The sequence below is a fragment of the Geotalea uraniireducens genome (assembly GCF_027943965.1).
In the GTDB taxonomy this organism is placed as follows: domain Bacteria; phylum Desulfobacterota; class Desulfuromonadia; order Geobacterales; family Geobacteraceae; genus Geobacter; species Geobacter uraniireducens.
Map to the genome: position 1 here is coordinate 1251857 of NZ_AP027151.1, position 21389 is coordinate 1273245.

Annotated in this window: 20 protein-coding genes and 1 tRNA gene; 8 read left to right on the plus strand and 13 right to left on the minus strand. The window is 63.2% G+C overall.

Annotated features, from left to right (window positions below; all coding sequences use genetic code 11):
• Positions 1-11: 11 nt before the first annotated feature.
• Positions 12-2591 (minus strand): ATP-binding protein, encoded by a 2580-nt coding sequence (locus QMN23_RS05820; protein ID WP_282002539.1) that lies wholly within the window; start codon positions 2589-2591, stop codon positions 12-14.
• Positions 2592-3019: 428 nt separating this feature from the next.
• Here QMN23_RS05820 and QMN23_RS05825 point away from each other — a divergent pair, with 428 nt between their 5' ends.
• Entirely contained in the window at positions 3020-3625 is a 606-nt protein-coding gene (locus QMN23_RS05825) for a methyltransferase family protein (protein WP_282002541.1), read from the plus strand.
• A gap of 29 nt (positions 3626-3654) precedes the next feature.
• Here the strand turns inward: QMN23_RS05825 and QMN23_RS05830 are convergent, their stop codons facing one another.
• From QMN23_RS05830 to QMN23_RS05850, 5 genes are all read right to left on the minus strand, one after another.
• Positions 3655-4563, minus strand: coding sequence for a pirin family protein (locus QMN23_RS05830; protein WP_282002542.1), 909 nt, complete (start codon positions 4561-4563; stop codon positions 3655-3657).
• Between the two features lie 113 nt (positions 4564-4676).
• Complete coding sequence (locus QMN23_RS05835; protein ID WP_282002543.1) at positions 4677-6098, minus strand: alginate export family protein; 1422 nt, start codon at positions 6096-6098, stop codon at positions 4677-4679.
• Positions 6099-6345: 247 nt separating this feature from the next.
• On the minus strand, positions 6346-8154 hold the full coding sequence (locus QMN23_RS05840; RefSeq protein ID WP_282002545.1) for an amidohydrolase: 1809 nt from the start codon (positions 8152-8154) through the stop codon (positions 6346-6348).
• Complete coding sequence (locus QMN23_RS05845) at positions 8151-8720, minus strand: antibiotic biosynthesis monooxygenase (RefSeq protein WP_282002547.1); 570 nt, start codon at positions 8718-8720, stop codon at positions 8151-8153. Before QMN23_RS05845 ends, QMN23_RS05840 begins: the two co-directional genes overlap by 4 nt.
• Positions 8721-8725: 5 nt before the next feature.
• The gene (locus tag QMN23_RS05850; protein ID WP_282002548.1) at positions 8726-9379 is read right to left on the minus strand and encodes a hydrolase; all 654 of its coding nucleotides are present in this window, start codon (positions 9377-9379) and stop codon (positions 8726-8728) included.
• Positions 9380-9495: 116 nt separating this feature from the next.
• On the opposite strand from QMN23_RS05850, the gene QMN23_RS05855 reads away from it, so the two are divergent.
• A complete protein-coding gene (locus tag QMN23_RS05855; protein ID WP_282002550.1) occupies positions 9496-10371 on the plus strand; it encodes a LysR family transcriptional regulator in 876 nt (291 codons plus the stop codon).
• Between the two features lie 204 nt (positions 10372-10575).
• Positions 10576-10740 carry a hypothetical protein gene (locus QMN23_RS05860; protein WP_282002551.1) on the plus strand — a complete coding sequence of 55 codons (165 nt, stop codon included), beginning with the start codon at positions 10576-10578 and terminating at the stop codon, positions 10738-10740.
• Between the two features lie 90 nt (positions 10741-10830).
• Here the strand turns inward: QMN23_RS05860 and QMN23_RS05865 are convergent.
• Positions 10831-10928: transfer RNA gene (locus tag QMN23_RS05865), tRNA-Sec, on the minus strand.
• Positions 10929-11130: 202 nt separating this feature from the next.
• On the opposite strand from QMN23_RS05865, the gene QMN23_RS05870 reads away from it, so the two are divergent.
• The 3 genes from QMN23_RS05870 (at position 11131) to QMN23_RS05880 (ending at position 14141) form a co-directional block, all read left to right on the plus strand.
• Positions 11131-11919: a DsbC family protein gene (locus tag QMN23_RS05870; RefSeq protein WP_282002552.1), complete on the plus strand. Its 789-nt coding sequence runs from the start codon at positions 11131-11133 to the stop codon at positions 11917-11919.
• Between the two features lie 14 nt (positions 11920-11933).
• Positions 11934-12656: a rhomboid family intramembrane serine protease gene (locus QMN23_RS05875; protein ID WP_282002554.1), complete on the plus strand. Its 723-nt coding sequence runs from the start codon at positions 11934-11936 to the stop codon at positions 12654-12656.
• A 138-nt stretch (positions 12657-12794) separates the two neighbouring features.
• On the plus strand, positions 12795-14141 hold the full coding sequence (locus QMN23_RS05880) for a hemolysin family protein (protein WP_282002556.1): 1347 nt from the start codon (positions 12795-12797) through the stop codon (positions 14139-14141).
• Between the two features lie 105 nt (positions 14142-14246).
• Here QMN23_RS05880 and QMN23_RS05885 read toward each other — a convergent pair whose 3' ends face one another.
• Both QMN23_RS05885 and htpX read right to left on the minus strand, forming a co-directional pair.
• The gene (locus QMN23_RS05885; RefSeq protein WP_282002557.1) at positions 14247-15182 is read right to left on the minus strand and encodes a TerC family protein; all 936 of its coding nucleotides are present in this window, start codon (positions 15180-15182) and stop codon (positions 14247-14249) included.
• Positions 15183-15198: 16 nt separating this feature from the next.
• Entirely contained in the window at positions 15199-16056 is an 858-nt protein-coding gene (htpX, locus tag QMN23_RS05890; RefSeq protein ID WP_282003818.1) for a zinc metalloprotease HtpX, read from the minus strand.
• Positions 16057-16408: 352 nt separating this feature from the next.
• On the opposite strand from htpX, the gene QMN23_RS05895 reads away from it, so the two are divergent.
• Positions 16409-16984 carry a TMEM165/GDT1 family protein gene (locus QMN23_RS05895; RefSeq protein ID WP_282002558.1) on the plus strand — a complete coding sequence of 192 codons (576 nt, stop codon included), beginning with the start codon at positions 16409-16411 and terminating at the stop codon, positions 16982-16984.
• Positions 16985-17049: 65 nt separating this feature from the next.
• Positions 17050-17946: an energy transducer TonB gene (locus QMN23_RS05900; protein WP_282002559.1), complete on the plus strand. Its 897-nt coding sequence runs from the start codon at positions 17050-17052 to the stop codon at positions 17944-17946.
• Between the two features lie 4 nt (positions 17947-17950).
• On the opposite strand, the gene galU is transcribed toward QMN23_RS05900, so the two are convergent.
• Genes galU through folD form a run of 4 tightly spaced genes read right to left on the minus strand, consistent with a single transcriptional unit; the run spans position 17951 to position 21283 of the window.
• Positions 17951-18826, minus strand: a complete 876-nt coding sequence (gene galU, locus QMN23_RS05905) for a UTP--glucose-1-phosphate uridylyltransferase GalU (protein ID WP_282002560.1) — start codon at positions 18824-18826, stop codon at positions 17951-17953.
• Between the two features lie 40 nt (positions 18827-18866).
• Entirely contained in the window at positions 18867-19739 is an 873-nt protein-coding gene (locus tag QMN23_RS05910; protein WP_282002562.1) for a methylenetetrahydrofolate reductase, read from the minus strand.
• A 10-nt stretch (positions 19740-19749) separates the two neighbouring features.
• Positions 19750-20397: a methylenetetrahydrofolate reductase C-terminal domain-containing protein gene (locus QMN23_RS05915; protein WP_282002564.1), complete on the minus strand. Its 648-nt coding sequence runs from the start codon at positions 20395-20397 to the stop codon at positions 19750-19752.
• A gap of 25 nt (positions 20398-20422) precedes the next feature.
• Positions 20423-21283 carry a bifunctional methylenetetrahydrofolate dehydrogenase/methenyltetrahydrofolate cyclohydrolase FolD gene (folD, locus tag QMN23_RS05920; protein WP_282002565.1) on the minus strand — a complete coding sequence of 287 codons (861 nt, stop codon included), beginning with the start codon at positions 21281-21283 and terminating at the stop codon, positions 20423-20425.
• Positions 21284-21389: the final 106 nt, after the last annotated feature.

The window sequence follows — 21389 nt, forward strand, 5'->3', positions numbered from 1 at the left end:
GCCGCCGGCGGTCAGGTTGTTGTCGGCCGGCGGCCGGGCCGCCTTTTCCCGTCGGGGAGGGTGAAGAAGAAGGTCGCTCCCTGACCGGGCGCCCCCTCGACCCAGACCTCTCCGCCGTGCCGCTGGACGATCCGCCGGACGGTTGCCAGCCCGATGCCGGTCCCGGAAAAGTCGGCCGAGCTGTGCAGCCGCTGGAAGGGACGGAACAGCTTGTCGACGTACTGCATGTCCAATCCCACCCCGTTGTCGCGCACGAAATAAACGTGACCCGTCTCCCCGGCGAGCATGCCGAATCCGATGACCGCCGCCGGCTCTTTTCCGGTATATTTCCAGGCGTTGCCGAGCAGGTTCTCCATGACGAGGCGCAACAGCCGCGGATCGCCGGTGGCGGTGACTCCGCCGGCAATGTCGAAGGAGACGGCACGTTCCGGCTGCATCTGCCGCAACTCCGGGACGATCGCCCGGGCCAGTTCGCTCAGATCCACGGAGCCACGCTGCACCTCCTGGCGGCTGACGTCGGCCAGCTGGAGCAGGTCGTCGATCAACTGCCCCATCCGCTGGGCGCCGGCCCGAATCCGGTCGAGAAAGTGACACCCTTCCGCATCGAGCTTCTCCAGGTAGTCCTCCAGAAGCAGCTTGCTGTAGCCGTCGATATGGCGCAGCGGCGCCCGCAGGTCGTGGGAAACCGAGTAGCTGAACGCCTCCAGTTCCCGGTTGGCCGCTTCCAGTTCGGCGGTCCGGAGTCGCACCCGCTCTTCGAGGTCGGTATTGAGCCGGAGAATCTCCTCCTTGGCCCTGCGCCGTTCGGTCACATCCTGGAAGTAGATCAGCGCCCCGTTGCGCCCTTCGTAAACGAACGGCGTCGCGGAGACCTCGACGGGAAACGGCGTGTCGTCGAGTCTCAGGTAGAGCTGTTCAAGCGGCGGCACGTCCCGGCGCTCGTCGTTCAAAGAGCGGATTCGCTGGCAGACTGTCTCGTGGAAATCGGGATGGAAGCGCTCCATCACCGGTCGACCGAGCAGTTGGTCGGCGGAATCGGCGCCGAACAGCCGGAGGGCCATCGGATTGATGAAGGCGAACCGCCAGTCGGTCTGGACGAAGATCGCCACCGGCGCATGCTGCACCAGCAGCCGGAACCGCTCCTCGCTCTTCCGCAGGGCGTCCTCGGCCAGCCGGCGGTCGGTGATGTCCTGGACGGTGCCGGCGGAGCGGGCCGGTTGGCCGTCGTCACCGTAGAGGGTTTCCCGCTGCTCGTAGACGTACCTGATCCGGCCGTCGGGGAGGAGGAGCCGGTAGGTCAGCGCCTCCGGCGAAGGCGGGCGGGTCGGGCCGCCGGCCCCTGCCATCACCCGGGCGCGATCGTCCGGGTGGACCCTGGCGACGAAGTCCTGGAATGACGGATCCCCGGCCGGGTCGATATCGAAAATCCGGCCAAGTTCTTCGGACTGGAGCAGCCGGCCGGCGCGATGGTCGTAATCCCAGCTGCCAAGATGGGCGATCCGCTGGGCTTCCCGGAGCTGAAGGTTCTTGACCTCCAGCTCGGTGGTCCGGGCGGCGACCAGTTCCTGCAACTGTTCGCGATGGCGGACCAGCTCGGCCTGTGCCTGCTGTTCCCGCCGCCAGTGGCGGTAGATCAGCCGGGTCGTCACCGCCGAACCGATGACGAAGAGCGCCACCAGCCCGACAACCTTGGCCGCCTCGCCCCGCCATTCGCTCCGGTAGTCGCTGCAGGCCCGGCCGACGACAACGTACAGAGGGTAGGCGGCGAGCTTGCGGAACGAGTAGGCGCAGGTTCCGCCGTCCGGGCAGGGGGACTGGTAGAGCCCGCCGGCCACCCCGCCCCTGATTGCCTGGCGTAGCTCCCGTGGTGCCGTCTTGCTGCCGATGCCTGCGCTGTCTTTCTTCGGATAGGGATACTGGGCGATGAGGCTCAGGTCGGCGCGGCGGAGGGCGATGACTCCGTGGTCGCCGAGATCGAAGTTGGCAAAGCTCCGGCTCAGATCGTTGACCGAGAAGGTGGCGAAGGCGATCCCGGCAAAGGTTCCATCGGGGCGGTTGAGCCGGCGGCTGACGTTGAAGATCCATTTGTGGGTGAAACGGCCGAAGATCGGTTGGGAGATGAACAGCCCGGCGTTGCGGTCCTGCCGGGCGTTGGCGAAGTAGTCGCGGTCGGCAATGCTGGGGAGGGGCCCGCTGGTCGTGCCGGTGCCGTAGCGGGGAATCCCCCGGGCGTCGGTCAGGCGGATGCCGTCGAGTTGGGCGATGCGCGCCTGTTGCCGGTTCGCGAAGGCGGTCATGCTCGCCTCGTCGATGCCGCCGGTCGCCAGCTGTTTCTCTGCTTCATCGACCACCGCGCGGAGTGCCACGTCCGCCTTGTCGATCATGTTGGTGATGATCAGTTCCAGGGAGTGGCTCAGATTCTCGGTGGTGGCGATGACCCGCTGCTCGTGTTGCCGCCAGGTCTGGTAGATGGAGAATCCCGCCAGGCCGATGACGAACAGATTGAGGAGCACCATGCCGATCACCAGCCGGGCGATAAACGTCCGGGGCGCGGCGGGCGGCGACGATCTGTCGGTATCGATTTCGGTCATTGGCCTGTTCATGCTCGACAAGCGCTCCCGGCGCGGCGGGGTGTGGCGGAGCGGATCGTTCGGCGGTCAAGGAGGCGCGGTTCGGGAACGGTAGGGAACGGGAAACGTCCGGATGCTTCGCTATCTCGCAGCTTAACAAAATTTTATTTGGATTTTCAAGGTTTAAGCGTGCTTGAAATGAATTTTGGTTGCCTGGCGGAGCCTGCCGGGGGTGCGTGCCGAAAAGCGGATAGGGGGCCGAACCGGCAGCAGCGGGCATCTATAGTAACGCTTCGGGAAATCGTCCTTTTGGGTGAAGAGCCATTTGCCCAAGCCCGATTGTGTGGTATGAGGGTACGAGATGGTCGGCGCTGGTTGTCACCCTGCTCGGCGGGGCGGGCGACTGCCCATGACCCGGGGGGGAGGGGGCGGCGGCTGAAGGGGGCGGCGTGGGCGAAGGAACCCTGATGGACGTGGTGCGTTACTGGCTGGCGGTAATGCTCTTGGTGGCGATCCCGACGGCCATTCTCTACTGGCTGCTGATCCATCCGTTCGCCCGTTTCTGGCGGCGGCTCGGGGTGGCGCGGGCCTATGGAGCGGTGGGGGCGATGCTCGTGCCGGTGATGGCAGGACTGTTTCTCTGCCGTGACCGGCTGCTGGGCCATTCCTGGGGGACGAACCGGCTGCTGGCGGCGCTCGGCATCGTCTGCCTCGCTGGGGCGGGGTGGCTGCACCGCTGGCTTTTCCGCGACCTGCCGCTCCGGGTGCTGGTCGGCATCCCGGAACTGAGCGCCGCGCCGGGGAAAGGCACCCTGATCACCACCGGCATTTACGGCACGATCCGCCATCCCCGCTATCTGCAGATGGATCTGGCGCTGCTCGGCTATGTCCTGATCGCCAATTACCCCGCCGCTTACCTGCTCTATCTCCTCTGGCTCGCCGGCATCCGGCTGGTGGTCGCCGTGGAAGAGCGCGAGCTGGCGGCGCGCTTCGGCGAGGAGTACCGCCGCTACCGCGAGCGGGTGCCCCGCTTCATCCCCCGCCGCCGGCGCTGACGGCGGTCCGCTCCGCCGGCGTTTGCTGTTCAGCGCCGCTTGATGAAGGTCCCCTTTTCGTACTCCTCAAAGGCGATCCGCAGTTCTTCCTGGGTATTCATGACGATCGGGCCGTACCAGGCGACCGGCTCGCGGAGCGGTCTCCCGGCGAGGAAGAGAAAGCGCACTCCCCCCTCGCCGGCGGTCACCCGGATTTCGCTGCCGGTCCGCTCGTAGAGGATCACCGTCTCCGGCCCGCAGCTGCAGCGCCGGGCGACGTCCATCCACCCCCTGCCCACCATTTCGAAGGCGAACGGGTCGCGCCGCTCGTCGAAATGCCCTTCGCCGGCCAGCACATAGGCGATGGCCGTGTGGCCTTCCTGCACCGGGTGACGGAATTCCGTGCCGGCCGGCACGCTGACGTCGAGCATCTCCGGTTCGATGACGATGTCCTGCACCGGCCCGCGGGTACCGTTCACCTGGCCGGAGACGACCTTGATCGTCACCCCGGAAGCGAGGGTGAGCTGGGGAATGGTGGCCGCCGCCACGTCCCAGTAGCGCGGTTCCATCATTTTCTGCGCCGCCGGCAGGTTCGCCCAGAACTGGAATCCCCACATCGTGCCGGTAGGGCTCAGCCGGGGCATTTCCTGGTGGATGATGCCGCTGCCGGCGGTCATCCACTGCACGTCACCGGCGCCGATCGCCCCCTTGTTCCCCATGCTGTCGCCGTGTTCGACCACCCCTTCGAGCACGTAGGTGATGGTTTCGATCCCCCGGTGGGGATGCCAGGGGAAGCCGGGGAGGTATTCCGCCGGGTTGGCGGTGTGGAAGTCGTCCAGCATCAGGAACGGGTCGAACAGCGGTACCTGGGAATAGCCGAACGCCCGTTTGAGATGGACGCCGGCCCCTTCGATGGTCGGGCGGCTCTTGAGAATCCGGTCGATCTTGCGGCTGGTCATGGTTTTTCCCCTCCCGGCGGCTGATGGTGTATCTGTTAGCGTAATTTACTGCCCGTCTGACTGAGCCTGTTGTGGCGGCATCCCCCGCTACGGCTGCATCACCGGCGGTTACGTCAAAATTTGTAGGACAGCCAGGTCGTCAGGTAGTCCACATCATTACCCGGGCCGGCCTCCTTGAGGAAGCGCCCGGCAAAAAAATGACCGTAAATGGCGACGAACGACAGGTGCCGGTCGATATTCCAGAACAGCTGCGTCTGCGCCATGCTGCCGATATAGCGGGCATTGCTGGTCTCGCCGGACCGGACCAGGGCCACGGCGTTGTTGTACAGCCCGTCGCGGGTACTCTCCCGCCAGAAGAAATCCCAGTCGAAGGTGATGGTTGCCTTGTCGGTGAGGTGGAGGTCGAGACAGGGGTTGAGGTCGATGAAGTTGGCCGGGCCGATCAGCCCCGCCTCGCTGAAATACGCCCCCTTCGGGAACAGCGGGTTGAACGTCTGCAAGTCGGGATTGGCCGGATCTTCGTCGCCGCTGGCGATGTCCGCCCGCAGGCCGATCCGCGGACGCAGCGGCAGCGAAACCAGCGTGTAGCCGGTGTCGGAAGCGACGGTCCATGCCCGGATGTCGCCATTCCCGAAGCTCCCCCACTGGTAGAGGGCTTCGAAATTGTAGTCGACGGGCAGCGCGGTACGCCAGAGCCTGGCTCCCGCCGAATGCCGTGTCTCGCGGGCGGTTCCCTGGTCGAAACCCGCCGTGCGGCGAAACAGGCCGATATAGTAGAGGTCGAGGTGCGCCTCGGCGAGAGGCGGGCAGGGAAGCACGGCGTAGGCTCCCCAGAGTGCCCTGGTATTGTCCGGCCCGTCGTCGAAAACGTGGCGGTTGGTCAGCGCCGGCTTGGCGGCAAAACCGTCGATCCGGATGTCCCCCTTTCGGTAGATGAGCCGGAAGCCGTCGAAGCTCTGGCGGACGTTCGGCCCTTCCCGCACCGAAATGAGACGCTGCGAGCCGTAGGCCAGTTCCTGGCGGCCCGACCGCAGGGTGAGCGAGCTGTCGCCGGGTAGATTTGCCGCCAGGTCCAAAAACAGCTGGTGCACGTCGAGTTGATCCTCGTCGATCGCGGGCCGCGGACCGCCTCTCCGGCCGTCTTCAAGGCTGCTCTGGAACTGGGTGAAGAAGCGGGCATGATCGCCGAGGTGGAGATCGCCGTGGAGGAAGTAGCGCTGCAGGAAATAGCCGTGGTCCTCTGCCCCCTGTCCCCAGTTGGGCCGGTTGAAATATTCGTAGCGCTCCCGGGCTTCGCCGCCGATGGAGAGGAACCAGCTGCCGTTCCCGTCGAGCGGCAGGTACTTGAGCGGATCCCAGAAGTCGAGCCGGTTGGCCGGGTTGCGCAGATAACGGTAATCCTCGTCGGCGCGGTTCAAGGCATACGGCGGCGCGTCCGCCGTCGCTCCGGTTGCGGCAGGGGAGTGCGCCGGGCGGCAGACCAGTATCACGAGGGCAATGCCAAGGATTGCGCCAAGTCCGGGCGGAAGTCTCATTGGCTCGGGCACTCCTTGTCTCTTCCCCTCTCGCCGGCCGATGGCCGGCTGCCGGTTATCGGTCGACTGCACGTTCCGGGTGAATACCGGGGCCATCGCTGGTCGGTGTGCCTTGCCGGCTTTGCCGGTTGTCCGCTCTGAGCCATCCCCCCTCCATAATGCCGCGTTCAAGAGATTATAACGCGGCTTCCGCCGATTTCTGCGCTGCGGGCCATAAAAGCGCCGCCGCGACTACCCCGGGGAATGTTCAGAAGGCGAAGCAGTCGCAGCCGATTCCCCAGAACCGCGATTCTTGCGGCGACCAAACCCGCTGATGGCCGTGGCAGGCGCATTCCTTGTGCATCACCCCGGCAGCTGCTGCGCCGCGATGGTAGCCGCCATACCTGCCGACCGGCGACCAATCGGGGCTGACCGGCAACGGCGGCGGCGCCAGGCTGCCGAATTCCCCGGCGCCGTAGACCACCTTGCCGTCGACCACGGTGAGAAGCGACTCGATTCCTCTGATCTCTTCCTCCGGAACGGTGAGGTAGTCGGCGGTAAGGACCACCAGGTCGGCGAGCTGCCCCGGCGTCAGTATCCCCTTTCGCTCCTCGTCGCCCGAGAACCAGCTGCTTCCGACGGTGTAGAGGCGCAGTGCCTCTTCGCGCCCCAGACGATTTGCCGCCGGATAAAGCTGCATGCCGCCGACTGTCCGCCCGGTGACGAGCCAGTAGAGGGAAATCCACGGGTTGTAGCTCGCCACCCGGGTTGCGTCGGTGCCGGCGCCGACCGGTATCCCCATCGCCAGCATCTGCCGGATGGGCGGGGTATGTTCCGCGGCTTCCCGTCCGTACCGTCCCCGGAAATATTCTCCCTGGAAGGCCATCCGGTCCTGGATGGCGATGCCGCCGCCGAGCGCTTTGACCCGTTCGAGATTGCGCGGCGTGATGGTTTCGGCATGGTCGAAGAACCAGCGCAGTCCATTGAACGGGACCTCGCGGTCGACCGCTTCGAAGACGTCGAGGAAGCGGGAGATCGACTCGTCGTAGGTGGCATGCAGCCGAAACGGCCAACGCTGCTCGGCGAGGAGGCGAACCACCTGGGTCAGTTCCTGCTCCATCACCGGCAGCAGGTCGGGCCTCGGTTCGAGGAAATCCTCGAAGTCGGCGGCGGAGAAGACCAGCATTTCGCCGGCGCCGTTCATCCGGTAGAAATCGTTTCCCTTTCGCGGTGCGGTCATGGTGACCCACTGGGAGAAGTCCGCCAGTTCACCCTGCGGATGTTGGGTGAAGAGGTTGTAGGCGATCCGGAGGGTGAGTTCTCCTCTCTCCGCCAACTCCTCGATTACCCGGTAATCGTCCGGGTAGTTCTGGAAGCCGCCTCCCGCGTCGATGACGCTGGTGAGCCCGAGCCGGTTCAGTTCGCGCATGAACTGGCGCGTCGAGTTGACCTGGTCGGCAAAGGGGAGTTTAGGCCCCATGGCGAGGCTCGCATAGAGGAGCATGGCGTTGGGCCGGGCAATCAGGAGCCCGGTCGGGGTGCCGGCCTTGTCGCGCTGGATCTCCCCGCCCGGCGGGTCGGGCGTTTCACGGGTGTAGCCGAGCGCCCGGAGCGCCGCCCGGTTGACAATGGCGCGGTCGTAAAGATGCAGGATGAAGACCGGGGTGTCGGGTGCGGCGGCGTTAATCTCCTCCACCGTCGGCAGGCGTTTTTCCGCAAACTGGAACTCGGTCCAGCCGCCAATCACCCGCACCCACTGGGGAGGCTGGGTGCGCCGTGCCTGTTCACGAAGCATTGCCAGGGCATCGGCCAAAGAAGGGACGCCGTCCCAGCGAAGTTCCATGTTGAAATTGAGTCCACCTCTGATGACGTGGATGTGGGAATCGTTGAGCCTCGGGATGACCCGGTGACCGTTCAGGTCGATTCGTCGCGTCTTCGCGTCGGCGGTCGCGAGGAGTTCATTGCCGCCGGTGGCGGAAATACGGCCGCCGCTTATGGCGATGGCCGAAACCTCCGGCCGGGCGGCATCGAGAGTGGTGATCCTGCCGTTATATAAGATCAATTCGGGTGCATTCATGTGTTACCTCCCTTCCGGGCGGGCTGTAGCCACAGCCGGAGGACCCGCACCAGCACCGGCATCACCGCCCAGGTAAGAAGAATAACGATGCCCACCGCCACCAGCAGTGCCTGCAGGGGCATCGCTAGGTTGTGCATCAAAGGATTGAGCAGCCACGGTACCACGATGCTGACCGGCCAGACGGCCAGGACTGTCACGACGGCCATTTTCCAGGTTGCCGGCGCGGCGGTGGGACTTGCCGGTGTAAACCAGTACTCCAGACCGCTCTCCAGTCGGTATGACGGTTCGTGTTCCACCAGCTTTTCTGCGTTCTGTAACAACTGTTGCCGCAGAGCTGATTTCTGCCAATCACGCAGGTGTTCGTAGGTGTCGAACCGGAAGATGACGGCATACTCCCGGCTCTCGTTGCCGGGCCGGATCACATTCACTCCCATGTGGCCCGGAAACGTGAGGGCGGCAGCGGAGATTTCCCGTCGCCATGCCTCAAATTCCCTTTCGGCTCCCCGGCGGACACGCCACGTCGCGACGACCGTCAATGGGCCGTTTTCAGCCGTCGTTTCGTCCATGATCTTTAATGTCCTGCCCCGCTTCGGCTCGGCGGGGCACCGTGCACCATGGTGTAAGCGTATTCAACGCCTTGTCCGTAAGCGCCACAGTGTTCCTTCACCACGGCCATGACGTCATTGTAGGTTTCCTTGTGTGCCCAGTCGCGCTGGTATTCAAGGAGAACCTGCAGGGCGGTCATTGGCACCGCTCCCGCCTGCTCGATGCGCCGCATGGCCGCATTGTGAGCGGTCACGCTGGTCCCCCCCGAGGCATCCTCGACAGCGTAAACTTCATAACCCGCCTTCAGTGCCTCCAGGGTCGGAAACGCAAGGCAAACCTCGGTCCATAGGGCGGCCATGACCAGTTTTTCCCGGCCGGTCGCCTTGACCGCCGCCACGAACTTTGCATCTTCCCAGGAATTCATGGAACTCCGTTCAATCGGTTCCTGACCCGGAAAGATGTCGAGCAGCTGGGGCCACATGTTGCCGGAAAAACTCTTCGTCTCGACCGTGGTGAGAATAGTCGGTACGTTGAAGATCTTTGCTGCCTTGGCCAGCAGGAGCACGTTGTTGAAGAGGGCCTGCCGGTCGATGTTGGCTACGCCGAATGTCATCTGCGGCTGGAAATCGATGAAGATGACAGCGGAGTTCTGCGGATTGAGAAGATCCAGTTTATTCATGTCATTCACCTCGTCACGGTAATTGAGTGCTTCTAGTGATATTGTAGTCCGCCGGTTAATGAATGCATTACGGTATTTTCCTTGACCAGCCATAACAAAATGTAATACTTGGGGCCATGGAGCTTCGCCATATCAGATATTTTGTCGCCGCTGCCAAGCACCGCAATTTCAGCAAGGCGGCACACGTCCTGAACCTGTCCCAACCGGCCGTCAGCCGGCTGATACGGGAGCTGGAATGCGAACTGGGCACGGCCCTGTTTATCCGGCAACGGTCCGGCCTGGACCTCACCCCCGCCGGAGAGACGTTTTTCCGCCATGCCCTAGACATCCTCACCGCCTGCGACGAAGCGGTCAAGGCGGCACAAGAGGCCAGCCCCCTCCCGGGCAAGCTCTCCATCGGTTTCATTACCACCGCTCTAGGCTCTTTTCTGGGGGACGCCCTGACGCGGTTCACCCATGAGCAGCCGGAAATCGAGCTCGTCATCCACGAAATGCCGCCGGGCGATCAGATTGTCGCGTTGCGGAACAGGCAGATCGATGTGGCGTTCATCGGCAATCCCTGCAATGATCTGCACAGTGAAATTCGCATGCTGGCGGTAAAGGAATTGACCTTGGAAGCAGCCGTTTCAGGCCAGCATCGCCTGGCAGGACGGAAGGCGATTCAGTTGCGGGAGCTTGCGGCGGAAAAGTTCATCGGCTACGACGAAGAAAAGTTTCCCGGCCGCAACCAGGCAATCGTAAAAGCGTGCGTCGCGGCAGGGTTTCAGCCGGCCTTGACGGGCCAAGCCAGGAGTCTGCTCGAAGTGTTGGGGATGATCGGGGCGGATGCCGGGGTCTGTCTCATGCCAAGCGACGTCATGAATCTGCCGCATCCAAATGTCGTCTTCCTTCGCCTGGACGACATCCTCGAACCGATCAGCCTTGCCGCAGCCTGGCTGCGCGACAACAAAAATCCCGCTATCGGCTCTCTGCTGGCCTATCTGAAAAACTAGCCCGTGCTTCTGTGCGAATATTGCGGTAATGAGGCGAGGAAAACGTGTCATTGCCGGCGGGGCCCACGGCCACCCATACTTTCAGGCTAGCAGCTGCGAGCGGGGGCATCCGTGGCGGTCTTGCTCCGCTGCCGAATAAAAGGCCGTATCTACGCTATACTTCATCTGTAGGTGCAGCGCATTTGCCAGCTTGGGAGCGACGTTATGAAAAAATCGATCATGATGCGGGCGATTCTGCTGTTTGTCACGGCAACAACCCTCTCCGGCTGTATCATCTGGCCCTGGTGGGACGAGGATGGCAGGCGGCACCATGGAGAACGCGAGCGGGAATATCACCACGGAGAATATGAAGAGCACGAGCGCCGCTAGGGATCAACGGCACTGAAACGGGCAAAACTGCTTCGGAGCGAAGCGGTTTTCGTACTCTGTCGGGGGAATGCCCGGAGGCCTGGGAGTTGTTGGCGGAAGCACATGGGAATCGAACCCACCGGGGAGTTTTCTCAACCCCCCCACCGGTTTTGAAGACCGGGCGGCCCACCAGCGACCGACGTGCTTCCGGAGAGGATATGACCGCTGATTCTGGGGCGAATGGCGGGAGTTAATCGTCAGGCTTGCCAAACTAGCCTATTTTACGCGATAATTCAATAGCATTTTGCCGGCAGTCGGCATGCCCGCGAAGGCCCTTGCGCCCACCGGGATAACATGCTATCTCTGCCAGCGTCGGGAGCGGTTCCCGCTATAACAGCCCGTGGAGGTATTATGAAGGTTCAGTGGTACAAAAGGGTCGGTATTTTCCTGATGGCCGGTGCTCTTTTCGCGGCGGTCGCCCATGCCGAGACGCCGCAAGACAGTCCGGAAAGCGAACTCAAAAAGCTTTTTCCCGCCATGCCGGTGACCAGCATCAAGAAAACCCCTGTCGATGGCGTTTACGAGGTCGTCACCGGCAACAACGTAATTTATGTCCACCTCAAGACCGGCCATGTTTTCGTCGGCGATCTCTATACCAAGGAAGGGAAAAACCTGACGGCGGAAACCCGCAACATGTTGATCGCCGATCGTTTCAAGCTTCTCACCAAGGCGGATATGGAGAAGGCACTAAAGATCGGCAACGGCAAACATACGGTCATCGAGATCACCGATCCCGATTGTCCCTTCTGCCGCAAGATGCATGAGTACTGGGGGCGTCGGCCGGATGTGACCCGCTACGTCTTCTTCCTGCCGCTCCCCATGCACCCCACGGCGGAGAAAAAAGCCCGCTACATCCTTGCCGCCAAGGACAAAGAGCTGGCGTTCTGGGAGGTCTATTCGGGCGAGTTGGACAAGCGGCCGGATCTCTTCGACAAACCCAATGACGACAAGGGGCTGCTTGCCGCCCAGCGGGCGATCGTCGAGAAGCTCGGTGTCCATTCTACCCCCGCGTTCTGGGTTGACGGTAACTATGTCAGCGGCGCCAATATCCCGCTGATCGAAAAGATCATCGGGGTCTGCAAAACGGCACCCGGTGCTGCGCCCGGCACCCCCGCGACCTGCGAGGGGGAAGGGAAGTGAGTCGCTAGCCGGCCGTGATTCCGCTCAAGGATTATAATCCGACTCGGCGTTTTCCCGTAGTGACGGTGCTCCTCATCGTCCTCAACGCGCTGGTCTTTCTTGACGACCGGCTCTCGGGCCATTACGAGTCCTTCCTCGTCGAGACGGCCCGAGGGCTGGTCCAGACCAAACAATTCGTCGGCGGGCTGAGCAGCCACTACGCGCTGGTGCCGGCGGCGCTGCACGGTGCACCGCTCCTCGCCTGGCCGACGATCTTCACCTCGATGTTTCTCCATGGCAACTGGCTGCACATCGGCTCGAACATGCTCTTCCTCTGGATATTCGGCAACAACGTGGAGGATGTGCTCGGGCGGCCGCGCTATCTTTTCTTCTACTTCCTCTGCGGGCTGGTCGCCGCCCTGGCCCAGGTCGCCAGCGCCCCCGTCTCGACGATCCCGATGGTTGGCGCCAGCGGGGCGGTGGCGGGCGTGATGGGGGCGTACCTGCTCCTGTTCCCCCGGGCGCGGATTCTCACCCTCGTGCCGATCTTCTTTTTCTTTACCTTCCTGGAGGTCCCCGCCTTTCTGATCATCGGCTGGTGGGCGCTGATCCAGTTCCTCAACGCCTCGTGGCTCGGCGGCGGTGAGCTGCTGCGCGGCGGCGTCGCCTATTTCGCCCACGTCGGCGGCTTTGCGACCGGGATACTCTTCGTCCTCTTGACGGGAGTAAAACGGCGGCCGCAGATTTACCGGCGCTGACCGCCGGGTGGCTTCTTGCCGTCTCCCTGCCCGCTTCGATAATCGGGATTCCCCTCGGCGAAAAATGTGATACTATTCACACGGTGCCCGGCACCCATGTAATGTCCATGTTTTATGCTGATCTGATGGAGGTAGCGCTTGGAGTCCGTTTTAGGCGAGTTTGCCGTGATCTTTCTTCTCATCCTCGGGAATGGGTTCTTCGCCGGGTCCGAGCTTGCCATCATCTCCGCCCGCCGGAGCCGTATCGCCCACCTGGCGGCGGAGGGTAATGCCAAGGCGAAAATCGTCGAACGGCTGCAGGACGATCCCCACCGCTTCCTTGCGACGGTGCAGGTCGGCGTGACGTTGGTCGGTTCCCTTGCTTCGGCGGTGGGTGGTGCCGCGGCCATCCGCTACGTCACCCCGCTTCTCCATTCCGTCCCGAACGAATTTGTCCAGCATGCCGCCGACCCCCTGGCGATCGGCATCGTCGTCGTGCTCATCTCCTATCTTTCGCTCGTCTTCGGCGAGCTGGTGCCGAAAACGATCGCCCTTCAGTATGCCGATACCATGGCCCTCCGGGTGGCGAAGTCGATCAATTTCATGGCCCGGGCGGGCGGGGTGCTCGTCGGTTTCCTGACCATTTCCAGCAAAACCGTCCTGGCGATATTGCGGGTCAAGGCGGAGGGGGGGCAGGATTTCATTACCCGGGAAGACGTCAAGCATATCGTCACCGAGGGGCATGAAGCGGGGGTGGTCAGCGCCGCTGAGGAAGAATTCATCCGCAATATCTTCGATTTTACCCGGACCTGCGTCCGCGAGGTGATGGTGCCGCGGACCCGGGTCGTTGCTCTCGACCTGGAACATCCGCGCCAGGAACTGGTCCAGACCGTCCTCGACAACATGTACTCCCGCTATCCGGTTTACCGCGGCAGCATCGAGAACGTCGCCGGGTTCATCCACGGCAAGGACCTGCTCGGCCGGATGGTCACCGAGCCGGATTTCGCCCTTGAGTCGATAGTCCGTCCCCCTTTCTATGTACCGGAAGGGAAGAAGGTGAACGAACTGCTCAAGGAGATGCAGCGGAAGCGGATTCACATGGCGTTGGTGGTCGACGAGTACGGCGGGATCAGCGGCCTCGTCACCACCGAGGACCTGCTGGAGGAACTGGTCGGCGAGATCGAGGACGAGCACGACATCGGCGAACCGCGCACCGTCCAGCGGCTTCCCGACGGTAGTCTGCTGGTCGATGCGCTGATTTCGATCGGCGATCTGGCTGAATTGCTCAAAATCAAGCTTGAAGGGGATATCCCCTACGACACCCTGGCGGGACTGATTCTTGACCGGCTCGGCCGTTTCCCCGAAAAGGGCGAGACGATCGAATGGGATCGTTTTCTTCTCGTCTGCGAAGAAGTGAAGACCACCGCCGTCGTCAGGGTACGGATCATCGAAAAGGAACCGCACGGCAACGGCGACGAAGAACCGCCGGTCGAAGAAGAGGCCTAGCCCCCGCTGTCACCGGCGGAGCTCCCCGGGAGCCCTCCGTCGGCACGCCGCCATCCCACTCCCCCGCCCGGATCTCATCCCTGCCACAACCGTCGCTTACCCTGCCTACCGCCCCTTGGCCGCCCGCTGTCGGCGATTGCCGATGGTGATCGAGGCGAGCACCGAGATTACCAGCACGCCGATGATCGTCCCGAGGGAAAAGACGATGGGGATGGGGTAGAGGTCGGCGAGAAGCATCTTGACTCCCACGTAGGCGAGAATGAAGGAGACCCCCAGCTTGAGATAGACGAACATTTCCATGACGTTCGCCAGCAGGTAGTAGAGCGAGCGGAGGCCCATGATGGCGAAGACGTTGGACGTGTAAACGATGAACGGATCGTGGGTCACCGCCAGCACCGCCGGGATCGAATCGGCGGCAAAGATCACGTCGCTCGATTCGACGACGACCAGGGTGAGGAAGAGGGGGGTCGCCGCCAGGATCCCCCCTTTGTTGATGAAAAAGCGGTCGTCGCGGACCCGCTTGGTGATCGGCACGAACTTGCGGACCAGCCGCACCAGCAGGTTCTTCTCCGGCTCGATCTGCTCGTCGCCGCCGAACGCCATCTTGCCGCCGGTAAAGATCAGGATGCCGCCGAAAACGTAGATCATCCAGTGGAAGCGCTCGATCAGCTCGATGCCGGTGATGATGAACAGCCCCCGCATCGCCAGTGCGCCGAGGATCCCCCATTTGAGGATCTTCGGCTGATGGGCCTTGCTGATGTGGAAGTAGGCGAAGATCATGATGAAGACGAAGAGGTTGTCCACCGACAGCGACTGCTCGATCAGGTAGCCGGTGAAGAACTCCATTGCCTTGACCTGTCCCATCTCCCGGTAGATCCAGACGTTGAAGATGAGGGCCAGGGAGACCCAGACGAGGGTCCAGGTCAGCGCTTCGCGAAATTTGATCTCGTGGCTCCTGCGGCTGAAAATCCCCAGGTCGACGACGAACATCACCAGGATGATTGCGGCAAAGCCGAGCCACATGCCGGATTGCACGGTCATGGTCTGTTGCTCCGATCTAGCGCGGCCGGTGCGCTATTGCCTCGAGACGGGCGATGCGCTCTTCCATCGGCGGGTGGGTGGAGAAGAGCTGCCGCAGCGTGCCGCCGGTCAGTGGGTTAACGATGAACAGGTGGGCCGAAGCCGGCGAGGCCCCCTGCAGCGGGATCATCCGGGAGGCGCTGTGCAGTTTTCGCAGGGCGCCGGCCAGGGCCAGCGGATTGCCGCAGATAGCCGCTCCCGACTCGTCCGCCAGGTACTCGCGCGAGCGGGAAACCGCCAGCTGGATCAGCATTGCGACCAGCGGCGCAACGATTGCCATGGCGAGGCCGCCGATCAGGCCACCGGCCCCCTCGTCGTCGTCACGGCGCCCGGTGCCGAAAATGGCTGCCCACTGGAGCATGTTGCCGAGCATCGAAATGGCGCCGGCGAAGGTGGCGGCGATGGTGGAGACGAGGATGTCGCGGTTCTTGACGTGGGCGAGTTCGTGAGCCATCACCCCTTCCAGTTCGTCCGGGGAGAGCAGCCGCAGGATGCCCTCGGTGGCGGCAACTGCGGCGTGGGCCGGATTGCGGCCGGTGGCGAAGGCGTTGGGGCTGTCGGTGGGGATGATGTAGACCCGGGGCATTGGCAGCCCGGCCTGGAGGGCCAGCCGACGGACCAGGCCGTAGAAGGCGGGGTTGGCCGCTTCGTCGATCTCCCGGGCACCGTACATCGCCAGGACGATCTTGTCCGAGAACCAGTAGGAGAAAAAGTTCATCGCACAGGCCATGAAGAAGGCGAAGACCATGCCGGTCCTGCCGCCGATGGCGCTGCCCATCGTCACCAGCAGCAGGGTGAGAAGGGTGAGGAGCAAAGTGGTTTTAAAACGGTTGATCATGATGCGTTACCTCCGGTTGAGTGCCGCGCCGTTGCGGCGCGGGCTGATCTGCCGCCGGGGCAAATAAAAAGACCTTTACCCGCGGCAGCCTGGATGCTGTCTTGGATAAAGGTCTTGCATGCTTCGAAGCGTTCGTAAGCCCCTGGCCCGGGTGTTGCCACCGTCTTGACGGGCCGAGGGTCGGCCATGTCGCCGGCCGATTGCTACTCCCCTTTAATCGAGAACAATAGTAATCGAAGCGCTGCCTTCCGTCAACAGCTTTTCGCCGCGGTGCGTGGGAGGGGGCACTCCCTTGCTTTTTGCCGGCGAATCTTTTACCATCAGCCGATAGTTATCTCCCGGAGGTTCCATGGATTCGGCGGTTTTTGCTACGACATTCGGCATTATCTTCCTGGCGGAGCTGGGCGACAAGACCCAGTTGACCGCCATGGCCCTGGCGACCCGCTACCCCTGGAAAAAGGTCTTCTTTGGCATTGCCGCCGCTTTTGCCCTGCTGAACGTCGCGGCAGTCCTGCTCGGTTCCCTGCTGTTTGCCGTCATTCCGCTCTTTTGGATCAAGATCGTGTCGGGGCTGCTCTTTCTCTTTTTCGGCATCTCCTCGCTCCGGGCGAAGGGGGACGACGGGGAAGAGACGGCGAGAAGGGCTTCGGCCCGCGGCCCGGTCCTTACCTCGTTTCTGATGATCCTCCTGGCCGAGCTGGGCGACAAGACCCAACTGGTCACCACCAGCCTGGCGGCCCAGCACGATGCCCCGCTGGCAGTGTTTTCCGCCTCGACCCTGGCGCTCTGGTCGGTGTCGCTCGTCGGCATCTTTGTCGGCCGGCAGCTGACCCGTTTCGTTTCCCTGACCACCATGAACCGGCTGGCCGGCGGGCTCTTCCTGTTGTTTGGCGCCGCGGTGCTTTTCCAGGCTCTGGCGGCCTGAGCGATTGCTTTTTCCGTCGCCCCGCCGTACAATGATCCCGATGATCGATCCCGGCAGAGAGCCTGATGTCCGATAATTACGTCGAAAAAAACTTTCTCTATCTTCTTGCCCTGTCGCTGCTGCTCCATGTCGGACTGTTCGCCTTGATCGCTTCCCTGCCGGAAAAGAAGCCGGTCACCCAGCCGGCGCCGATCATGGTCGACCTGGAAAACCTTCCCGAGCTGCAGCACGCTCCGCAACCTCCGCACAACGAAACCGAAGCGAAACGCCAGGCCGCCCGCTACCAGCGGGTGCCGCGCGAAATGGCGCCGAAAGGGACGGCAGAGCGGGATCGGCTCGCCTCGCTGCCGCCCGTGGCGCGCCCCGCACCCCGGCCGACCGCCCCGACGACGCCGCGGCCGGCGCCGCAGTCAGCGTCCCGGGCGGAGCAGGGGGGAAAACCTTCGGCGCCCGCCGTCCCCGGGGAAATCCCGGTCCGGGAGGCGCCGGAAGGCGGCGGAGTACTCCGGCCGCGGGCCCAGCGCGGCCCGGACCTCGCCCAGTTGATGCCCGGGGCGGAGCGGATGGCGAAGCTTGAGGACAGTTATCGCAAAAAGTACAGTTCCGAAGTGGCGGAAGGGGAAACCAAGTTTCTCGATACCGACGACATCCAGTTCGGCTCGTTCCTGCGCCGGTTCGAGAATTCGGTGTACGGCATCTGGCGCTATCCTGCCGAGGCCGCCCAGTTGGGGATCGAAGGGGTGGTGCCGGTGAAGATTACCTTCAACAGCAAGGGTGAGATAAAAAAGTACGAGATCCTCCAGGGGTCGGGAAGCAGGATTCTAGATAGCGAAGTGGAGCGGACGCTCCGTCTCGTCGGTCCGGTCGGTCCTTTTCCCCGCGGTTACCGCAAAGATACGTTCAACCTGATCGCCTTCTTCCAGTACGGGATTGTCCGCGGCGCCAGCCGCTCCCTCCACTGAGCGGCTAGGGCTGCTCCATGCCGAGCCGCTGCCGGAGATAGGCCGCAAACTCGCCGTTGAACTCCTCCCGCTTCAGTGCCATATCCACCGTCGCCTTGAGAAAGCCGAGCTTGTCGCCGCAGTCGTGGCGCTGGCCGGCGAACAGACAGCCATAGATCGCTTCTTCCCGGGAAAGCTTGAGCAGGGCATCGGTAAGCTGGATTTCCCCCCCCTTGCCCGGCTGTTGCCGTTCCAGGATCGGAAAGATGTCCGGCGTCAGGACATAGCGGCCGATGATCGCCATATCGGACGGCGCTTCTTCGGGCGCCGGCTTTTCCACCAGATCGGTGACTTCGAAGACCCTGTCGGTGATCATGTTCGCCTTGACGCAGCCGTAGGAGGAGATGTTTTCCCGCGGGACCTTCTCCAGGGCGAGGACCGACCCCCGGTATTTGCGATGGACGTCGAGGAGTTGGGCCAGACAGGGCTGGGGGGCATCGATGATGTCATCGCCGAGGAGGACGGCGAACGGTTCGTCGCCGATAAACTCGCGGGCGCAGAGAATTGCGTGGCCGAGCCCCATCGCCTGTTTCTGCCGGACATAGAAGATGTTTACCATTTCGGCGATGTCCCGCACTTCCCGCAGTACATCGTCTTTCCCTTTCTCCTGCAGGAGCGCCTCCAGCTCGAAGGAGATGTCGAAGTGGTCTTCGATCGCCCGTTTCCCCCGGCCGGTGACGAAGAGGATCTGCTCGATGCCGGCGGCGACCGCCTCTTCGACGACGTACTGGACGAGCGGCTTGTCGATCAGCGGCAGCATCTCCTTGGGAGAGGCCTTGGTGGCGGGGAGAAACCGGGTGCCGAGCCCGGCGACCGGGAAAACCGCTTTCTTTACCTGCATGTTCAGACTCCTTTCCGAACGGATCGTCGGTGATGATTGGTCAACGGTCGAGGCCGGCAAGCATCTCGGGCAACAGTTCTTCTTTCCCCATCGCCATCAGGTGAATCCCGTCGCAGAGGGGGCGAAGCGCGGCAATCTGCCGTCGGGCGATCGCCACGCCCTGGCGGAGCTGGTCCGGCGAGCCTTCCAGCTCGGCGATCAGTTCCGGCGGGACTTTGAGACCGGGAATATTGGCGGTGACGTAGCGGGCCATGCCGGCCGACTTGAGGAGGAGCACGCCGGCAATCACCTTGACGCCGAGCGGCCGGACAGCCTCAGCAAAGCGGGCGAACCGTTCCGGGGAGAAGACCGCCTGTGTCTGGAAAAAACGGGCTCCGGCCGTGGCCTTGCGGGAAAGCTTGTTCATGGTCAGCTCGAAGGGTTCCGCCTCCGGAGCGGCGGCCGCGCCGGCAAAAAAGGCCGGGACGCCGCTCAAGGTGGCGCCGCCGAGATCGTGGCCGCCGTTCAGGGTGGCAAGTGCCTCCAGCAGCTGTACCGAGTCGAGATCGAAAACCGGCTTTGCCCCCGGGTGGTCGCCGAACGAGATGTAGTCGCCGCTCAAGGCGAGGATATTCGAGATGCCGAGGGCGGCTGCCGCCAGCAGCTCGCTCTGCAGTGCCAGCCGGTTCCGGTCCCGGCAGGTGAGCTGGAGGATTGGCTCGATCCCCTCCCGGACCAGCAGTGCTGCCGGAGCGAGGGGGGAAATGCGCATGTTGGCCCCCTGGTTGTCGGTGACGTTGATGGCGTCGATCGTCCCTCGTAAATCGTTGGCGGTGGCGAGAAAGGCGGTGCAATCGCTCCCTTTCGGGGGGCTGATTTCGGCGGTGACTACGAAGCGGCCGGCATCGAGCAGGGTTTGCAGGTGAGTCGGCATGACGGTGTGCTCACCTTTCCAGTTTGAGGCTTCCCGGCTTACGCATCTTCGAGAAGTCCTTGGCGGGAGTTGTGCGGATCAGGGGGGCGAATTCACCGCGGGCTTTGAGCCGGCTGTAAATCTGGGACCAGACGCATTCGGCCTCGGCGTTCACTTCGCATTTCCCCTCGTCCATCCCGCCGCAGGGACCGTTGAGCATCCCTTTCGGGCAGACGGTGACCGGGCAGATGCCGGCGGTTTCGTTGAGGAGACATTCGCCGCAGAGCGAGCAGCGCTGTTCGAAATGGCCGAAACGGCGGATGTTACCGAGAAACAGGGTGTCGAGGCCGGCCACCGTCCGCTGCTCAACGGCAGCCGATACCGACTGGACCCCGGCGCCGCAGGCGAGCACCAGCAGTGCTTCGGCATGCCGTACTGGCTCTCCCTTGCCGCGCAGGTCACGCTGGACGCGGAGCAGGTGGCAGGCCTCGTCGATGACGATGGAGCCGGTTACCTCTTTGCCGGCGGCGGCGAGAAGTTCCTGCATCTGCCAGATCTGTTCTTCGCCGCCAGCCTTGCAGACGGTGGCGCATTTGGCGCAACCGACCAGGAAGATCCGGCCGGCCTCGCCCAGTGCGGCAAGGATTTCGGCGAACGGTTTCTGCTTGCTGACGATCATTGGCGCTCCCGACCCCAGCGACGGATCAAGCCGTGGCCCGGCTCGCGAACCGCTTCGCCGCTTCGAGGGTGTTGTAGAGGAGCATGGTGATGGTCATCGGGCCGACCCCCCCGGGAACCGGGGTGATGGCGGCGGCCCGTTCGGCGGCGGCGGCGAACTCCACGTCGCCGACCAGTTTCTTCTCGCCGACCCGGTTGACGCCGACATCGATGACGACTGCCCCCTCCTTGATCCAGTCGCCTTTGATCATTTCCGGCCGGCCGACGGCGGCGATCACCACGTCGGCTGCCCTGACCTTGGCGGCCAGGTCGCGGGTCTTCGAGTGGCAAATGGTTACCGTGGCATTCTGCTGCAGGCACATCAGGGCCACCGGCTTGCCGACGATGTTGGAGCGGCCGACCACGACCACCTCTTTGCCGGCCAGGTCGAGCCCTGTTTCCTGGAGCATGACCATTACGCCGTAGGGGGTGCAGGGGCGAAAGGTCGGTTTGCCGATTGCCAGCCGGCCGACGTTGTAGGGATGAAAGCCATCGGCGTCCTTCAGCGGCGAAATTGCTTCCAGGACCTTGTCGGCGTCGATCTGCTTCGGAAGGGGGAGCTGGACGAGGATACCGTGGATTTTCGGATCGTGATTGAGCTGGTCGATGAGGGCCAGGAGCTCCGCTTCGCTCGTCTCGGCCGGGAGTTTGTACTCGTCGGAGAATATGCCGACGTCGCGGCAGGCCTTCTCTTTCATGCTGACATAGACCTGGCTGGCGGGATCATCGCCGACCAGTACCACGGCGAGGCCGGGCGTTACTCCGGTAGCGCGTAACGTTGTCACCCCGGCGGCAATCTCCGCCCGAATCTTGGCGGCAATGGCCTTTCCGTCGATAAGCTTCGACATGCTGCGGCTCCTTTGCGTCGTGCCGCAGCCCGTGGCGCGGCTCGGTTGGATAGGTTCCGGAATGGTACGGAAGGAGACGGTTACGGTAAAGGCTTGCCGTCGCGGC